The following is a 16333-nucleotide window of genomic DNA, read 5'->3' as shown; positions in this document are numbered from 1 at the left end:
ACCGCGACATGCGGCCAGCGCTCGGCTGTTTGGCATGTAAGGTCGAAGCCGTCTTCACCCCCCGGCTCCTGCATGCGTGTTCTGCCCGGCTGATCACGAGGTAGGCCCGGGTAACGTTCGGGGGCCGCTATCCCCTGGTCGAAGCCGCGCCGACGCACGCCGACATGGAGGGCAGAAGAATCGCGAACAAGCTCCTGCTGATCCCCAGCCGCCTGACGTCTGAGGTCCGACGCCGGCTTGCTCGCTCTGCCGTCAAAGCGGAGCATCTTGGTCGGCGACGTGCAACCGGGGTGGTCGAACCCCATACCGAGGCGCGGCCCCATTTCGCGTCACAAGCTTACGATCTCGGCGACGGCACCGGGTCGCTTATGGTTGAGCTTCGCGCGCCCTCAGCACGTCGAGCCGATACTTGTCGGTCCGGGCTTGACTATGGACGCGCAAGAACGTGCTGCCGCGGTCGATGAACTGCTCGGCCGCTGCGTCGCCGGTGAGGGGGTAATGCGTCTCGCCCGTCCAGTGCACCAGCCCGACGTCGCCACTCGCCGCGAGGGCACCACGCACTCGCTCGACGAGGCGCTCCACATCATCGGCATCGAGATAGTAGACGACTTCCGACAGCAGGATCAGGTCGAAGCTGCCCTCGGGCCAATCGTTCGGGACTTGCGCGAGCCTGAGGTCGACATGCGCGAGATCCCGGCAACGGGCGCGTGCCCGATCCAGCGCTCGCTCAGCGAGGTCGAGGCTGACGAGCGCGTCGCAGCGTTCGGCGAGCTGCCGCGTGAGCACGCCGATGGAGCAGCCCACCTCGAGGACGCGGGCGTACCGAACCCGCGGCAGGGCAGCGAGCGTCGCGGCGTACTTCCCGCGCTCGTAGTCGCTCGTCTCGAACTGCCAGGGGTCCAGGTCGGCGGCGTAGAGCTTGTCAAAGTAGCTCGGCGGCAAGGTGCCGGCATGTCGCGTCAAAGGATGCCTCCCGGTGTGAACACATCACCGGCCAACCCGCCGATGGCCAATATCTCGGCCGCCGCCGTGGTGAGGGCCCGGTCCGGAGCGGGCTGGCGTAGGTACGTGGCGAGGTCCCGCGAGAGCCGTTCCAGAGGATGTTCGCGCAGGAAGCCCTGCAGGCCGACGGAACGCTGAGCGAGTTGAAGCACATCGAGGCCGGCCTTCTCCACCGCGAGTCGAGCCAGGTTGACGAAGGCGACGATGCGTTCGGGGGCGAGATCGTCCTCGGCGACAATTCGGGCGGCACGCTCGACCCACTGCCGGGCGCCCTCGACCGCGATGGCGCCCTCGCCGAGGCGCGCGAGTTGGTGAGGGTCGGCTCCCCGTTCGAGCCGCGCTAGGTGGTGACGCCATGCGTCGAACACGGCCTCGATGCCGCCGAGCTGCACGGCGGCGAACCGCCAAGCGCCGCCCGAGAAGACCGGCTGGCGGTGGTAGTCGTCCCATCCGCCCAGGATCTCGTCCTCAGTGACGGCGATGTCCTCGAAGTCGACGGTGCCAGTTGCTGACGCGCGCATACCGTGGGCACGCCATCCCGAAAGGTCGGCGCGGCTGCCAGGTTCCAGCGGCACGACCAGCATCAGCGGGGCGGCACCCGGCTCGCGCTTGACCGTCACCAGGGCCCGCGTGACGAAGCCAGCACCCGACGCGAAGGACTTCACGCCGCGGAGCCGGCGGTCATCCCCGAGCATCAGACAGTCACCGGGCGGGTCGGTATTCCAGACCCCGAACAGGTGTCCGTCGCGCGCATCCGCGAACAAGCGCGCCCGCTGCGAGAGTGTACCGTACCGGGCGACGAGTTGGAGCGCATTGACGTGGCCTTCGTAGATGCGCCCGAGCGCGAGGCTCCCGTACCCGACGAGGCGCAGCACCGCCGCGAGGCCGCACGCATCCGGCTCCTCACCGAGGCCGACGCCGCCCTCGTCTGCAGGAATGGGCGCAGCGAGCAGGCCGAGGCGGCCGAGGTCGGCGACGTCCTCCGCGGGGAAGCCGTCGTCGCGGTCCTGTTCGCTGGCACGGCGAGCGGCCGTAAGCGCCGCCTGCCGCGCGGCCGCCAGTGCGTCGTACGCCAGGTCGGGCGGGGTCCTCTGGTCCATGCGCCTTGCTCCCATCAGGCCGCCGCGGCGGCGATCTCTTCGACCGTGCGGCCTGTCAGGACCGAACGCGGTTGCGCCTCCAAAATGTCCGGCTCGCCCGGCTTGCGTGCGATCTCGTCGCGCGACTTGAGCAGAAGCCAGGAGACATGCCGCTCACGAGGTCGCGGTTTCATGCGCGTGAGGCGCCACCGCCCCGTTAGCTTCTCGCCGAGCAGCGTGAACGCCAGCGACCCCGCCGCGAGCGCCGGGACCGGGTCACCGTCCGGCTCCCAAGTGCCGCGGTCCCAAAGCAGCACGACGCCCGCCCCGTAGCTACCCGGCGCGATCACGCCCTCGTAGTCGGCGTAGTCCAGGCCGTGGTCGTCGACCTCGACGGCCAGGCGGCGCTCGCCCGCGACGAGGCTCGGACCACGCGTGACCGCCCAACTTTTGAGGACGCCGCCGAGCTCCAGCCGGAAGTCGTAGTGCAGGCTGCGCGCGGCGTGCTTCTGGACGCGGTAGGCCAGGGGCTCAGGCATGGCCGGTCTGTTCCGCAGACGTTTGCGAGGCACTCTCCACCGCAACGACTTTAGGCCTACTGGAGCGGCCGCGGACCCGGCTCGTTAAGCGGAGCAAGCTCAGGGCAGCGCGGGCGTGTAGGATCTGTCGAGGAAGTTCGGCAGGCCGCAGCGGGCGATACCGAAGCATGGGGCTCGCTGCCTCCGTCGCGGCGAGCACGGCCCCAAACGTGGGGAGGTTCGCTATTCTTCGGGCCGCCTCCGTCCCGATGCCCAGCAACGGAGCCCAGAGCGCCTTGCGACCGAGGCGTCCCGAGGACTGTAACTCTCCCATCCTCCGTCGCAAGGCGAACCGGAACAGAGCCCGCGGCACCGGCTCTAAACGCGGGTCACACGGGCTCTCCGGCACCTGGCAGCGCAGCTTCATCGTGTCCGCGGCCCCGCCCGGCGCGCGCCCGTCGAGCCGACCGGAGGTGACGACGAGGATGTCCGGGTCGTGCCGGACCCGCGCGTCGCTCGACAGTAGCGATGACACGAAGGCCTTGTCCTCGCCGACCGCGAGCGGTGGCATGCCGCCGACCTGCCGGTAGGTGGCGAGGCGGACCGCGAGTGTCGCCCCCGAGGTCGTCCAGTGCCGCGGCCAGGGATCGTGCGCGACCGGATTGATCCGTGCTTCGAGCTCCGTGAGCAGCGCCTCGTAGGCGCCCTCCAGCGCACCGCGCGCGTGCAAGGATGCGGGCAGGCGCGCGGCATCCGCCTCGTCGAGGGCGATCCGGCCGGCCACCGCATCGACACCCTCCGTGATGGCGGCGAGGTTGCGTGCGACCCAATCGTTCGGGACTCGACTATCCGCGTCGGTCGTGAGGATGACGCCGTCCGACGTATCGCTCTCCTCCAACCACGCGGCTGCGGCCTCCATGGCCTCCCTCCGTGCCCATCCCGCGTTCGCCTCGGCATACGCTCGCTCGATCACCCGAACCGGGCGACGCAGAGACGTGCGCAGGGCTGCGACCACATGGGCGGTGCCATCCGTGCAGTTGTTCAGGAACAGCAGGACACCAAGCCCGCTTCCCCCAAGATCTTCCTGCCTGTCGAGCGCACGCAGGCAATGTTCGATGCGTTCGGCTTCATTGAAGACCGGAACAGCGACCACCGCTCGCAGGGTCTGGTTCGGCATTCCTTGATCGGCAAGTGACGCCACAACTTCTTGCTCGGTCAGCACGAATATCTCCGGGAAGCCGGGTTATGCGCCGGCACCACGCAAACCTGCCGCGCGGCACTCCTGTTCGGGGGCCGAGCCAGTTTTCATCCGGCGACGTTGCCGCACCTGATACGGACCACATGCAGCCAGCTTTCAGCCTCGGTGCTCTGAACTTCGCCCTGGCCGGCGCACGAGAGGGCTTCGGCCCCTTCCTCGGAGTGTATCTGCAGAAGCAGGGCTTCGATCCCGCGGCCACCGGCTTCGCCATGGGTCTCGCCGGCTTCGCGGGCCTACTTGCAACGACGCCGGTCGGGGCGCTGATCGATCGGACCACGTACAAGCGGGCGGCCCTTGCAGCCGCTGTCCTCGCCATCGCCCTGGGCGCCGTCGCTCTGATCGCCACTGGCAGCCTATGGCTGATCGGCCTGTCGCAGTTGGTCATCGGCGTCGCCGACACCAGCATCGCGCCCCTCGTCGCGGCGGTCACGCTCGGCATCGTCGGACAGAAAGCCTACGGCCACCGGGTCTCACGCAACGAAGCGTACAACCACGCCGGCAACGCCGCGAACGCCGCATTGTCGGGCGTGCTCGGCTACACGCTTGGGCTCAGCTACGTCTCCATCGCCATTGTGGTCATGGCGGTCGCCTCGTGTGGGGTGCTGCTGACCGTAGACGAGAGCAGCATCGATCATGGCACGGCGCGCGGCGGTGAGCAGGACGAGCGCTCGACGCTGCGCGTGCTTTTCGAGACGAAGCCGCTCCTGATCCTGGCGGCCACCGTGTTCGCCTATCAGACCGCCAACGGCGCCATGTTGCCGTTCCTGGCGCAGGCACGCACCGCGGCGGGCGCCGATCCGAGCCTGACCACCGGCGTGATGACCGTGGTCTCGCAGGCCACGATGGTCGGGGCTGCGCTGCTCGCCGCGCGCGTCGCGAAGGGGCGTGGGCATGCCGACGTACTCACCATCGCCCTCGGTCTCGTCGTGGTTCGAGGCATCCTCGCGGCGTTCGCCACCTCTTGGCTGCTGGTTATCCCGGTGCAGGTGCTGGAAGGCTTGGCGATGGGCCTGGGCGGCGTCGCTATCCCGGCTCTCGTGGCCGAGATGATGGAGGGCTCCGGTCACGCCACAGCCGGGCTCGGCGGCGTCATGACAGCCTACGGTGCGGGCGCAACCGTGAGCCCGTTACTCGCCGGGCTCGTCGCTCAGTACCTCGGTTTTTCGGCCTCATTCTTCGCCTTGGCCGGTGTCGCGGGCATCGGCTTGGTCGTGTGGACGATAGGCCGCCGCCTGGGCACGAGCGCTCCCTCAGGGCAAACTGATGAGGTGTCTGCCAAGCCGGCGTGACGCTTCGGAGGCTGCAACATGGATGCGCGAACGGGAGCGAAGTTTTGGTCCAGCGTCTTGACAGGCTCCTTCCCGGCCTTCGTGCTCCTTCAAGGCTCGCTCTACGCCGCCTACGGGACGGAATCACCTTTCCTGCCGAGCTTCCTCGGCGAGCGAGGCCTGAGCGCGGGCGAGATCGGTGCCGTGCTCGCCGCGGGGACGCTCATGCGACTCGCCGCGGGCCCGGTCGCAGGTCATCTCGCTGACCGCTACGACGCGACCAGGGCCGTCCTTGGCTTCGCCGCCGCCGCTGCTGGGGTGATCTCCTTCGCCTACCTCGCTGGATACGGCTTCTGGCCACTGATGCTGGTCAGCGTGCTGCATGCGAGCGCCATCGCAGCCCTGGCGCCGCTGTCCGACGCGCTCGCGCTCACCGCCGCTGAGCGGGAGGGCACCTTCTCGTATGGCTGGGTTCGGGGTGCCGGTTCGGCAGCGTTCGTGCTCGGAACCCTGGCCTCAGGTTTGCTCGTCGCCCGAGCTGGCCTAGCCAGCATTATTGTGTCCAGTGGCGTCCTGTTCCTCGCTATGGCAGTCGCGACGAGCCGCGTTCCGGCTGCCCATCCGCGGGAGCAGCAGGCAAGCCTCGGCCTCGGCGGCATACGCGCGCTTCTCGCCCTGGGGCCGTTCCGCCGGATGCTCGTCGTGGCGGCGCTGGTCATCGGCAGCCACGCGCTCAACGACGGCTTCGCGGTAATCCTCTGGCGCGAAGCCGGCATCAGTCCGAGCACGATCAGCCTGCTGTGGTCGGAGAGTGTCACCTCCGAAGTCTTCGTTTTCGTGCTCGCTGGTCCGTGGTTGCTGTCGCGCCTCACCACCGCCCAGGCCGCGATGCTGGCGGCTGGGGTGGGCGCGCTACGCTGGACGGTTCTCGCCTCGACGGCCTCGGTCCCGGTTCTAGCCATCGTCCAACTCACGCACGGTCTGACCTTCGCTCTGCTGCATCTCGCCAACATGCGCCTGATCGCCTCGGTCGTGCCGGAGCGCCTCGCCGCCACCGCGCAGACCCTCTACGGCACGCTCGGTCTCGGCGTGGCCTCGGCTGTCCTGACCAGTCTCGGGGGCTTGCTGTACGGTCGCCTCGGCGCGGGTGCGTTCTGGGTCATGGCCGGCCTCTGCGCGCTAGCCCTGCCTCTCGCAGTCGGCTTGCGGAACGGCCGGACTTAAGCCTGGCTCAGGGTTTCGATCTGCACATCCTGGCGCGTCTCCACCTCCCCGTCGCGCACCCTCGCGTCGCTTGAGACCCCTACTCTGTTCATCAAGATCATCAAATTCTTGACGAAGCACCCCATTCGAAGCAAGCGCGCTCTGATAGTTCCGCCCTATCGCAGTTGCCCATGGGCAAATTCGACAATTTATTGACACACGAAAAATAGATATATTTTGGAAATTTGTCTTCCAAGAAAAGTCCGATCTTCGTATGTTGAGCGAAATAATTCCGAGCATGGTCTCTAAAAATATTTGACCCATCGTTTCGGTTTCGATCGGCATATTTGAGACTATTGATCGCTACAGGCTATAAATCCGATTCTTGGTACCGGCGGCTAGCGGCTGCTCTCCACCCTTGCCAACGGCGGATGGAGCCATTGGCGTTTCCGGCAAGCTCTGATTCGTTCGCTGCTCAGCAACTTCGGTTCAGGAGGAAGTTCACGCACAGGGTGGCTGGCTGTGTACAGCTTGCAGAACGCAACTTTAGCTGAGAAGTGGACCTTCGGCTTCGCGCCCATCCCGGTCGTCCAGCAGCCCTGCGCCCTGTACCGGAAGCGGACCTCTGACACCGGTGCCGTCCGCGATCCCGGCGCCTGTCAAGGACACGCCGCCGAAAACCGGCTTTGCGTCGCGGCGCGTCCTCGACGAAAGCGCAGCGGCCTCACCGTCGGCTTGCCTGAAGCAGGCGCCACATTACAGAGTCCGCCAAGGCGGGCCGACAGGGCTACAGGGCGACAGCGAGTATTTCGATGGGGGGCTGAGACGGGCAGAGCAATGCTGGGGGATGCGCTTCACGTGCAGTCTTCACGTGCAGTTCGGAGAGACTGTCGCGATTCCGCCAGACCTCTCGAGCCTGGGCACGTTGATCCAGATCGCAGACCATCGCATTCACCACCGCTACAGCGACCGCCCCGTCGAACCCCGACCTGATCTGCGCGCTGGCGCTCTCCGCACCCTCGAAAAGCGACCTATAGCAGCGCGATATCGTGGTGGTTGCGGATCCCGCGCTGCGGCAGCGGATCGCCGCGTTTCTCCCCCTCATGCCTCGGGTCCGCAAAGCTCCGGCTTTCCTCGTGTTCTGCGCCAACGGTGCGCGTCTGCTCGAGATCGCAAGCATGCGCGGAAAGCCCTTCGCGAGTGACCCCCTCGATCGGTTCTTCAACACCACCGCCGACACGGCGATCGCCCTGGCGACGGCGATCCGCGCGGCCGAAGCGATGGGGCTCGGCTGCTGCCCAATCAGCGAGATCGGAAACAACGCGCAGGATGTCAGACGGATGCGGGTCAGATCAGCCTACGCTGGCCGCTCGCCACGACCGTGCACGAGGACCGGTCTGGCTGTACGACCCTGGCGGCGGATCTCGTGGCCTACGGCCGTCGCCGCAGAGCCCAGCAGCCGTACCCCGAGCAGCGCAACACGGCCCGATGGGGTGAGGCCGTCGACTACGGCTGGTCGGCGGACAAGGCACGCCATTACGCCGAGCCGCAGCGGACGGAATTCGGCGCCTTCGTGAGACAGCGTGGCTTCAGGCTCGACTGAGCCCAGGATCCGTCGCTCAGGTCCCCGGCGGCGCGACGGCGGCGCGAACGATCCCCCTGTGACGATCTAGGGGGCACGCTCGACTCTCGACCATACCGCTGCCTTCACTCGTATCTTCGACTCAGACCGGTGCAGAACTTTCGGGGGGCATGGTTCGTCCAGTCTGAGTCGGGACGCTTGTACTGCCCTGAGGCGCGCGATCACGTCGGGCGCACCTCCAGGCAGTGCGAAATGACGCGGCGAAGCCCTTCGCGCTCCCTGGCCGGGGTGAAGAGCGTTGCCCGCTCTGCACCAGACGCGTGCAGGTGCGCGAGAAAACAGGGCTCCTCTTCGGCTCGAAGCAGCTGCGCGGCCAAGGCCGCATCGTCCCCGACCGGGAAATAGCCCGGATGCTCCGGGCCCAATAGGCCGCGCGTCCCGGGAATTGCGGTGGCTAGGATCGGCAAACCGGCGGCGACCGCTTCCGACACCACGTTCGCGCCGCCTTCCTGCTTTGAACTGAGGACCATGACTCTGGCCCGCGTCAACCAGCGCCGAACCAGGGAGCCGGGCTGGTCCCCCAGCCAGTGGTAACGCGGGTTGTGCGCCATCTCGTCCCGGGCCTGATCAGTCCAGATCCGATCCTGCGCGCCGCCGAGATGTACGATCCGGATCCGGGATCGGTCTGGCAGGCGCCGGGCCGCGCGGGCCGCGCAGAGCGGGTCCTTGACGGAACGCAGATGCGCGACGACGAGAACCTCGAACGCATCGTCGGAGACCGGCCAGCGATGCGCCCGCGCCGTCGCAGACTGGTAGATCACTGTGACCTTGCTGCGGTGACGCGCCGGGAGGGCGGCGGGCACGCCATCGTGCAGGCCGATCAGGCCGTCCGCCAAATCGAGCGAGCGCAGGGTCGGCTCCGGGTCGGCCGCCAGATAGTGATAGAGATCCGTGCCGGTCAGGGCGACGACGAGCGGTCTATCCGGGTACCGCGCCTTGAAGCGCGCAATCGACGGCGCGCTGCGCCAGGCGTGAAGCGCCAGCATCATGTCGACGTCGGCCTCGTCCGGGTACGACGTTGACACGTCGACTTGGTGCCCGAGTTCGCTGAGGATGCGCGCCCAGCGCATCGCCGTGGTCCGATTGCCGGCACGAGACGTTCTCGCCGCCGGTGTGATCAGGCTGATTCTCATGGTTGCGACAGGATTCCGGGACGTTTGATGAGCGCACAGGTCTCGACTGCCGGTCTCGTGGCGATGCTGGGGGATGCCAGAGCGCGGACGCTCGAACTGGTGTCGGGCCTCGATCAGGAGCGTCTGATGGGCCCGCAGAGCGAGATCGTGAACCCCCTCCTGTGGGAAATCGGTCATCTCGCCTGGTTTCACGAACATTTCATCCTGCGCGGGCTCGACCGGGCCCCGCCCCAACTGGCGGCAGCCGATGGCCTCTACGATTCCGCGCGGGTGCCCCACGCGACGCGCTGGTCGATCCCCCTGCCGGCTTTGCCCGACACCCTCGCCTACATGGCCCGCGTGCAGGAGGCGCTCGTCCGGCGCCTCGACGGCCGCGAGCCGACGGCGCAGGAGGCCGACCTCTACCAGCTCGTCACCTTCCACGAGGACATGCACGACGAGGCCTTCACCTACACGCGTCAGACCTTGGGCTACCCGAGGCCGTTCTTCGCCACCTCGGCCGCAGCGCGGGACATGGGGATAGGTCCCTGGCCCGGCGACGTCGCGGTCGGCGGGGGAACCTGGCAACTCGGCGCCGAACCCGGCGGCGGCTTTGTCTTCGACAACGAGAAATGGGCGCATCCCGTATCCGTCGCGGCGTTCCGCATTGCCCGCGCGCCGGTGACCAACGGGGCGTTCGCCGCCTTCGTGGCGGATGGCGGCTATCGGGATCCCGCCTTCTGGGACGCCGAGGGGGCGCGGTGGCGCGACGGGTGCGGTGCCGAGCACCCGGCCTACTGGACGCCTCATGGGCGCGGCGACTGGACCTGCCGGCGGTTTGACCAAGTCGAGCCGCTGGCGCCCGATCAGCCGGTCGTCCATGTCAACTGGTACGAGGCCAACGCGTATTGCCGCTGGGCGGGTCGACGGCTGCCCACCGAGGCCGAATGGGAGGCTGCCGCGGCCGGCACGCCGGCGTCTGACGGCACGTTGAGCGGCACCAAGCGTATCTATCCCTGGGGGGATTCGACGCCGACGCCTGAGCGGGCCAACCTCGATGGAGGTCATCTCGGCTGTGTCGACGTCGCAGCCTTCCCCCAGGGCGACAGCGCCTGGGGCTGTCGGCAGATGCTCGGCAACGTCTGGGAATGGACGGCGAGCCCGTTCCTCCCGTTTCCCGGCTTCGCGCCGGACGCCTACAAGGAATATTCGGAGCCTGCATTCGGGACGCGTAAGGTCCTGCGGGGCGGCGCCTGGGCGACCCGCGCGCGGATGATCGATACCACCTACCGCAACTTCTTCGGACCGGAGCGCCGCGACGTGTTCGCCGGCTTCCGGACGGTGGCTCTCTAGATCGGGAATCGAGCGGTCGCGACGGCGGCGACGAGGCGGAGCGCCGTCGTCGCGCCGTTGGCCTCGCCCTTCTCGAAATCGCCGGCCTGACCCATCTGGTTGGTCACGTGGGCGAAGCACAGGACGGCCTTGCCGCGCGCCTGCGCGAACGCGTAGAGGGCCGCGGCCTCCATCTCGACCGCGAGGATGCCCCGCCCCCGGGCCGCCGCGATCGCCCGTTCGGTTTCGCGGTACGGGGCGTCGGTCGTCCAGGTGGCGCCCCGTTCGACGGGCTCACCGATCCCCGTCAGCGCAGGCGCCACGGACGCCACCAGGGCGCGCGGCGCTTCAACGAACTCGCCCGGCGGCAGGTAATGGTAGCTCGTGCCCTCGTCGCGGAGGGCCGCCTCGATGAGGATGAAGTAGGGCGGCGCCCGCAGGACCGTGATCTGTCCGGACGAGGTGATGCTGATCAGGAGTTCGCACCCGGAGGCAAACATCTGCTCGGCCACCAGCACCGCGAAGGGTGCGCCGACCGCGCAACCGACGATGCCGATCGCGTGCCCGGATTCCTCAAACCGGTGTAGGGTGCTGTGGTAGCAGGCCCAGTCGGGATCGGGCCGGGCCCGCCCGGTCGCGCAGAGGTGGCGGACGATGTCGCCGTCCGGATCGAGGACGCACAGAGCCGGCACGCGGCCGGCGCCGAGACCGCGTTGCCGGCGCGCCTCGCGGAGCAGGTTCTCCGGCGTGAATGTCGAGACCTCTCCGTGCGCCTTGTCGTGCAGGATCGGGGCGGTCGCCGGCGGGCGGGGCGGCATCAGTGCGCTCAGGCCTCGACGCGGATCGCCGCCGGGCCGGCCTCGAACCGCCCGACCACGGCCGCCTGCGCGAAGCCCGCAGCGCGGCACTGGGCGAGGATCGCCTCCGCCCGGGCGGGGGTGCAGGTCACGAGCAGGCCCCCGGAGGTCTGGGGATCGGTAAGGATGTGCCGACGCCAGTCCGGCAGGCCCTCGGGCAGCACCACCTGTCCCCCGAAGCTTGCCCAGTTCCGGTGCGAGGCTCCGGTGACGAAGCCCTCCCGCGCCAGGGCCTCGGCCCGGGGCAGGAGCGGGATGCCGTCACCGGCGATCACGAAGGTCAGGCCGGCGCCGCGCGCAAGTTCGAGGCCATGGCCCAGCAGGCCGAAGCCGGTGATGTCGGTGATGGCGTGGACCTCCGGATCGCGCGCCAGATCCGCCCCGACCTTGTTGAGGCGTGTCGTTGTGGCGACGAAATCCGTGTAACCGGAAGCGTCGAGGGCCTCCCGCTTGATGGCCGCCGAGTAAATCCCGACGCCGAGCGGCTTGGTCAGGATGGCGACGTCACCGGCGCGGGCGTCAGCGTTGCGCCGGAGATGCGCACGGTCGCACGAGCCGATCACCGCCAGGCCGTAGATCGGCTCTGGCGTGTCGATCGAGTGGCCGCCCGCGATCGGAATGCCTGCCTCGGCGCAGGTGGCCGCGCCGCCCTTCAGGATCTTGGCGACGGTCTCGGGGGCGATCTTGCCGACCGGCATGCCCAGGATGGCCAGCGCCAGCATCGGCTTGCCACCCATCGCGTAGACGTCGGAGATGGCGTTGGTGGCGGCAATCCGGCCGAAATCGTGGGGGTCGTCCACCATCGGCGTGAAGAAGTCCGTGGTGGCGATCAGGCAGGTCCCGTCATCGAGGGCCCAGACCGCCGCGTCGTCGGCGGTCTCGTTGCCGACCAGCAGGCGCTCGAAGGGACCGGCGACCGGTTGGTCGGCCAGCAGCGTGCGCAGCACCGCGGGATCGAGCTTGCAGCCGCACCCGCCGCCATGGGCGAGGCTGGTGAGACGAACCGGGGGCGTATCCATCGATCAATCCTCTCGTGTCGTGATCCGGGGCGGACCGTGCCGGGTACCTTGTCACCAGACAAGCGCGGGCATCCGATACAGCCGGGTGGACGCGTCCGCCGGCGGGGGCTGCGCAGTGCCGATGTGGAGCGCTCCGAAGCCGTTTCCCAGCGCCCCCACCACGTCGAGGGCGACGGTGTCGCCGATCCCAAGGATCCGGGTGGGGTCGACGGGCTGGCCGCGCGACCGCTCAGCCTTGTCCAGGGCACGGCGATAGATCAGAGCGCCGGGCTTGCCGGTCTCGACGACGTGGCCCCCGAAGGCGCGATAGCGCGCGGCCACGAGACCAGCGAAGCGCAGGTGCGTCGCGCCCACCGTCAGGCACGTATCCGGGTTGGTGCAGAGCAGATGCAGACCGCGTTGGGCTGCGGCGGCCAGTGTCGCGTCGAGGTCATCGTCGCAATCCGGATAGCCTGTGCAGACGATCTGCTCGGCGGCGTCCACCGGGACCGGTGTGACCGGGAGGTCAGCGAACAGGACCCGGTCGCGCGCTGCCCCGATATGATGGACGCGCCGGACAGTGGCTCCGACGAGGAGGCTCCGGGCGACGTCGGCCGCGGTCACGAGGTCGTCGTAGGTATCGCGAATCCCGCGGGCCCGAAGGGACTCTGATAGACGCGCCCCGGGCTCAGCTGCGTTCGAGATCAAGACGACCGTGCCGCCGCCGGCCCGGAAGGCGGCCAGCGCGGCGGCGGCGGCGGGGAACACCCGCGTCGCGTCGTGGAGCACGCCGAAGACGTCGCACAGTATGACCGCGTAGGCCTCCGCGAGCCGGCTCAGACCAGCGAGCGCAGCGGGCGCATCAGCCACAGGCGGGCCGCGCCTGGACGATCGTCGTGCAGGCGCTCTCGAGCTTTGGCAGCTCGCGGGCCGGCGCCATGACGATCGACAGGGGGCGGGCTTCGCCGCGCACGATCGGGCAGTACGGGTCGACCTGATCGAGCCGCTCCATCAGCCGCCGCCGCCCGGCGCAGCCGCCGTGGCAGGATTCCTCGTAAGCGCAGCCGCGGCAGGGTTCCGGCAGGGCTCGGACCGCCGTGAAGGGGGCCGTGGCGACGATCTGGCTGCCGGCCTGACGTAGGGTTTCGAGGCTCTGGCCCGTGCCGCCCCAGTACACGCAGGGTTGCACCGTCGCGCGGGGCGTGACGCGCACCGTGCCGACCCCGCATCCGCCCCGGCGCGCCGGGAGGCCCGCCATAGCCCGGACGAGCGGCTCGCCGATGGCGATCACGTCGGTCTCGGCGAAGAGGCGCGCGAACCCGCCCCAGTATTCCTCGTAGGTGAGCGCGAAGGCGTCCGTACGCACCGCCTGGTAGACGTTGATGCGCAGCGGCGCATCGAAGCCGCGGGCCAGGGCGGCGATCTCGTGCAGCCGGTCGAAATTGGTCCGCATCATCACGGCGATGAAGGTGACGCCGACGCCCAGCGCCCGGCAGCGGGCCGCCTGCGCCATCACAAGGTCCCAGTTGCCGGCGCCGCGCTGCGCGTCCTGCTCCTCCCGGGTGGGATAGTCGATCGAGAACTCCACGTCGGCGAAGGCCTGCACCGCCGCGTTATCCATCACGGCGATCGAGTGCCCGTTCGACGTGATCGTGAGTTTGATCGGCTCGGCCCGGAGCAGATCGAGAAGCTGCGGGAACTGGGGGTGCATGCCGTTCTCGCCGGTCCCCAGATTGACGGAGCGCACCGGCAGGCTGTCGAGCACCATCCGCAGCTGTTCCGGTCCGAGCCGGTCGAGGCGATCGGGATCGCGGTAGCAGAAGGAACAGGCGAGATTGCACTCGTTGGTGAGCCCGACACCCAGGGCGAATGACGGCGTCGGGGCGACGGTGTCCGGCTCCGGAGGGTGCAGCGTCCCGGCGTCCATGGCTGTAAATCCTCTCGCCTGATCTCGACAGGCACCATCGGGCGACCGGCGCCCGATTTCGGGCGTCGCAGCTTCCTTCGCACGGCAAGCCGCATTGGTAACATCACATCTTCAGCAAGATTGATCACCGCGGCCAAACTATACCCTCTACTCCGGAACAGCCGCCAAGGCTGGAAACGAACGGGACGCGGCCGTGACCGCGCCAGATGGGCCGATTGCCGCAGCGACGGGGCTCTGCGATTGGTAACCGCACGGCGCGGAGCCACGAAGAAGGGCCATCGGCAGGCTTCAACGGGCTGCTCCGCTAGACATGGGCTAGCTGTCAGTTGATTGGACATTGATGCCGGCATGGCGTCGTTCGTAGATGGGATCCGAACAGGAGCACGCGATGCAGAGACGGACACTGGGCCGGGCGTTGCTGGGCGCGTTGGCTTGCCTCGTGCTGCCCCAGGCCGCCGGCGCGCAGGGCGGCGCCAAGCCGACCTTCGTGTTCACGGGCATTCCCGATCAGGACGAGAGCCGCCTCGTCGAGCGCTTCGGCAAGGTCGCCGCCTACCTCGAGGGCAAGCTCGGCGTGCCGGTGAAGTACCTCCCGGTGAAGAACTACCCGGCGGCGGTCACGGCCTTCACGAACGGGCAGGTCCAGCTCGCATGGTTCGGCGGCTTCACCGGCGTGCAGGCGCGTAAGGCTGTGCCCGGGGCGCAGGCAATCGCGCAGGGCGCCGAGGACGCGGCATTCAAGACCTACCTCATCGCCAACACCAAGACGGGCCTGACGCGCACGACCGACTTCCCGAAGGCCATAGCCGGCAAGACCTTCACCTTCGGCTCCCGCGCCTCGACCTCGGGCCGGCTGATGCCGGAATACTTCATCCGCGAGGCTTTCCCGGGCAGGACGCCCGAGGAGGTGTTTTCCCGCGTCGGTTTCTCCGGCGATCACAGCAGCACGATCCAGCTCGTCCAGTCCGGGGCCTTCGAGGTCGGGGCGGTGGACTATTCGGTCTGGGATCTCGACAACAAGGCCGGCAAGATCGAACAGAAGGAAGTAGGCATCATCTGGGAGAGCCCGCCCTTCCCGGATTATCAGTGGACCGTGCGCGGCGATGTCGACGCGATCTACGGTGCCGGGTTCACGGATCGGTTGAAGGCGGCGCTGATCGACATCAACGATCCGGCGATCCTCGCGCCCTTCGCGCGCTCCAAGTTCATCCCGGTGAGCAATGCCGCCTACGAGCCGGTGGAGCGTGTGGCGAAATCCACGGGCCTGCTGGATTGAATGGCGCGCCGCCGTGAGCCCGTCCCAAGGCGAAGCCGAAGTCGTCCTATCCGGCGCGACGGCGGCTTATGACGGCAAGCCCGTCCTGTTCGGCGTGGACCTCACAATCCGGGTCGGCGAGCGCGTCGCGCTGATGGGGCGCTCGGGGGCGGGGAAATCCACCCTGCTCGGTCTGGTCCACGCCCAAGCGCGCGCCCGCGTAGCGCTGATCCCTCAGGCGGCCGCCCTGGTGCGGACGCTCTCGGTCTTCCACAACGTCTACATGGGCCGTCTCGACCGGCGCTCGACCTTGCACAACCTGCGCACCCTGGCGTTCCCGGCCCCCGCCGATCTCGCGGAGGTAAGCGGGATCCTCGGGGAGGTCGGGCTCGCCGACGCGGTCCGGGCGAAGGCCGGGGCGCTGTCGGGCGGCCAGCAGCAGCGCGTCTCGGTAGCGCGGGCGCTCTACAACGGGCGTCCGATCCTGATCGGCGACGAGCCGGTCTCGGCCTTGGACCGCAGGCAGGGCGGCCTGATCTTGGAGCGGATGGCCTCCCGCCACCAGACCCTCGTTCTGGCGCTCCACGACATCGCGCTGGCGCTGGCGCACACGGACCGGATCGTCGTCCTCGATGCAGGCCGGATCGTCCTCGACGCGCCCGCCTGCGACCTGGACGAGGCGGCCCTCGTCCCGTTCTACGGGCAGGCCGCATGAAGGCCGCGCGTTTGATGCCCGGCGCGGGCTACGCCACGGCGACCCGCTGGTTCGTCGGCGGCGCGGCGGCGGCGCTCCTCCTGGCCGACCTCGCCGTCACCAGCCTCCATCCCTGGGCCGACCTCCAGCGCCTGCTCGCCGGCCTGATCCACCCGGACTTCCCGGCA

At 68.7% G+C, this 16333-nt stretch carries 15 protein-coding genes; 6 read left to right on the top strand and 9 right to left on the bottom strand.

Features of this window, described 5'->3' with window-relative positions; translation table 11 throughout:
- Positions 1-366: 366 nt before the first annotated feature.
- Genes OXS49_RS18570 through OXS49_RS18555 form a run of 4 tightly spaced genes read right to left on the bottom strand, consistent with a single transcriptional unit; the run spans position 367 to position 3776 of the window.
- On the bottom strand, positions 367-963 hold the full coding sequence (locus OXS49_RS18570) for an SAM-dependent methyltransferase (RefSeq protein ID WP_244002527.1): 597 nt from the start codon (positions 961-963) through the stop codon (positions 367-369).
- Positions 960-2102: an acyl-CoA dehydrogenase family protein gene (locus OXS49_RS18565; RefSeq protein ID WP_244002525.1), complete on the bottom strand. Its 1143-nt coding sequence runs from the start codon at positions 2100-2102 to the stop codon at positions 960-962. Before OXS49_RS18565 ends, OXS49_RS18570 begins: the two co-directional genes overlap by 4 nt.
- 14 nt (positions 2103-2116) lie before the next feature.
- Positions 2117-2620: a DNA polymerase ligase N-terminal domain-containing protein gene (locus OXS49_RS18560; protein ID WP_267426059.1), complete on the bottom strand. Its 504-nt coding sequence runs from the start codon at positions 2618-2620 to the stop codon at positions 2117-2119.
- Positions 2613-3776: a glycosyltransferase gene (locus tag OXS49_RS18555; RefSeq protein WP_267426082.1), complete on the bottom strand. Its 1164-nt coding sequence runs from the start codon at positions 3774-3776 to the stop codon at positions 2613-2615. The genes OXS49_RS18560 and OXS49_RS18555 overlap by 8 nt, the downstream gene beginning before the upstream one ends.
- A 164-nt stretch (positions 3777-3940) precedes the next feature.
- Here OXS49_RS18555 and OXS49_RS18550 point away from each other — a divergent pair, with 164 nt between their 5' ends.
- From OXS49_RS18550 to OXS49_RS18540, 3 genes are all read left to right on the top strand, one after another.
- Entirely contained in the window at positions 3941-5146 is a 1206-nt protein-coding gene (locus tag OXS49_RS18550) for an MFS transporter (RefSeq protein WP_267426058.1), read from the top strand.
- A gap of 57 nt (positions 5147-5203) precedes the next feature.
- The gene (locus OXS49_RS18545; RefSeq protein ID WP_244002517.1) at positions 5204-6349 is read left to right on the top strand and encodes an MFS transporter; all 1146 of its coding nucleotides are present in this window, start codon (positions 5204-5206) and stop codon (positions 6347-6349) included.
- Positions 6350-7709: 1360 nt separating this feature from the next.
- Positions 7710-7931 carry a hypothetical protein gene (locus OXS49_RS18540; protein ID WP_244002515.1) on the top strand — a complete coding sequence of 74 codons (222 nt, stop codon included), beginning with the start codon at positions 7710-7712 and terminating at the stop codon, positions 7929-7931.
- 200 nt (positions 7932-8131) lie between these two features.
- Here OXS49_RS18540 and senB read toward each other — a convergent pair whose 3' ends face one another.
- Positions 8132-9103 (bottom strand): selenoneine biosynthesis selenosugar synthase SenB, encoded by a 972-nt coding sequence (gene senB / locus OXS49_RS18535; protein WP_267426054.1) that lies wholly within the window; start codon positions 9101-9103, stop codon positions 8132-8134.
- A gap of 27 nt (positions 9104-9130) precedes the next feature.
- On the opposite strand from senB, the gene senA reads away from it, so the two are divergent.
- Positions 9131-10435 carry a selenoneine synthase SenA gene (gene senA / locus OXS49_RS18530; protein ID WP_267426053.1) on the top strand — a complete coding sequence of 435 codons (1305 nt, stop codon included), beginning with the start codon at positions 9131-9133 and terminating at the stop codon, positions 10433-10435.
- On the opposite strand, the gene OXS49_RS18525 is transcribed toward senA, so the two are convergent.
- From OXS49_RS18525 to OXS49_RS18510, 4 genes are read right to left on the bottom strand one after another with little or no spacing between them, the layout of a single operon-like run.
- Positions 10432-11232 carry a nucleoside phosphorylase gene (locus OXS49_RS18525; RefSeq protein ID WP_267426052.1) on the bottom strand — a complete coding sequence of 267 codons (801 nt, stop codon included), beginning with the start codon at positions 11230-11232 and terminating at the stop codon, positions 10432-10434. The two genes, senA and OXS49_RS18525, sit on opposite strands and share 4 nt — an antisense overlap.
- A gap of 8 nt (positions 11233-11240) precedes the next feature.
- Entirely contained in the window at positions 11241-12290 is a 1050-nt protein-coding gene (gene selD / locus OXS49_RS18520) for a selenide, water dikinase SelD (protein ID WP_267426051.1), read from the bottom strand.
- A gap of 51 nt (positions 12291-12341) precedes the next feature.
- Positions 12342-13139 (bottom strand): TIGR01459 family HAD-type hydrolase, encoded by a 798-nt coding sequence (locus OXS49_RS18515; protein ID WP_267426050.1) that lies wholly within the window; start codon positions 13137-13139, stop codon positions 12342-12344.
- Complete coding sequence (locus OXS49_RS18510) at positions 13132-14196, bottom strand: radical SAM protein (protein ID WP_244002503.1); 1065 nt, start codon at positions 14194-14196, stop codon at positions 13132-13134. The genes OXS49_RS18515 and OXS49_RS18510 overlap by 8 nt, the downstream gene beginning before the upstream one ends.
- Positions 14197-14584: 388 nt before the next feature.
- Between OXS49_RS18510 and OXS49_RS18505 the strand changes: the two genes are divergently transcribed.
- Together OXS49_RS18505 and OXS49_RS18500 are read left to right on the top strand one after the other, a co-directional pair.
- Complete coding sequence (locus OXS49_RS18505) at positions 14585-15472, top strand: putative selenate ABC transporter substrate-binding protein (protein ID WP_267426049.1); 888 nt, start codon at positions 14585-14587, stop codon at positions 15470-15472.
- A 13-nt stretch (positions 15473-15485) separates the two neighbouring features.
- The gene (locus OXS49_RS18500) at positions 15486-16166 is read left to right on the top strand and encodes an ATP-binding cassette domain-containing protein (protein ID WP_244002499.1); all 681 of its coding nucleotides are present in this window, start codon (positions 15486-15488) and stop codon (positions 16164-16166) included.
- The last annotated feature ends 167 nt before the right edge of the window (positions 16167-16333 follow it).

The organism is Methylobacterium sp. GC_Met_2, assembly GCF_026540795.1.
Classification (GTDB): domain Bacteria; phylum Pseudomonadota; class Alphaproteobacteria; order Rhizobiales; family Beijerinckiaceae; genus Methylobacterium.
Note: the sequence above shows the minus strand (reverse complement) of the source record. Positions and strands in the feature narration are given on the sequence as shown.

What these genes read in the sequence shown, in the direction of transcription:
- OXS49_RS18565 (WP_244002525.1), bottom strand. Translation starts at nt 2,102, where the DNA reads ATGGACCAGAGGACCCCGCCCGACCTGGCGTACGACGCACTGGCGGCC.
- OXS49_RS18560 (WP_267426059.1), bottom strand. Translation starts at nt 2,620, where the DNA reads ATGCCTGAGCCCCTGGCCTACCGCGTCCAGAAGCACGCCGCGCGCAGC.
- OXS49_RS18555 (WP_267426082.1), bottom strand. Translation starts at nt 3,776, where the DNA reads ATGCCGAACCAGACCCTGCGAGCGGTGGTCGCTGTTCCGGTCTTCAAT.
- OXS49_RS18550 (WP_267426058.1), top strand. Translation starts at nt 3,941, where the DNA reads ATGCAGCCAGCTTTCAGCCTCGGTGCTCTGAACTTCGCCCTGGCCGGC.
- senB (WP_267426054.1), bottom strand. Translation starts at nt 9,103, where the DNA reads ATGAGAATCAGCCTGATCACACCGGCGGCGAGAACGTCTCGTGCCGGC.
- senA (WP_267426053.1), top strand. Translation starts at nt 9,131, where the DNA reads ATGAGCGCACAGGTCTCGACTGCCGGTCTCGTGGCGATGCTGGGGGAT.
- OXS49_RS18525 (WP_267426052.1), bottom strand. Translation starts at nt 11,232, where the DNA reads ATGCCGCCCCGCCCGCCGGCGACCGCCCCGATCCTGCACGACAAGGCG.
- selD (WP_267426051.1), bottom strand. Translation starts at nt 12,290, where the DNA reads ATGGATACGCCCCCGGTTCGTCTCACCAGCCTCGCCCATGGCGGCGGG.
- OXS49_RS18510 (WP_244002503.1), bottom strand. Translation starts at nt 14,196, where the DNA reads ATGGACGCCGGGACGCTGCACCCTCCGGAGCCGGACACCGTCGCCCCG.
- OXS49_RS18505 (WP_267426049.1), top strand. Translation starts at nt 14,585, where the DNA reads ATGCAGAGACGGACACTGGGCCGGGCGTTGCTGGGCGCGTTGGCTTGC.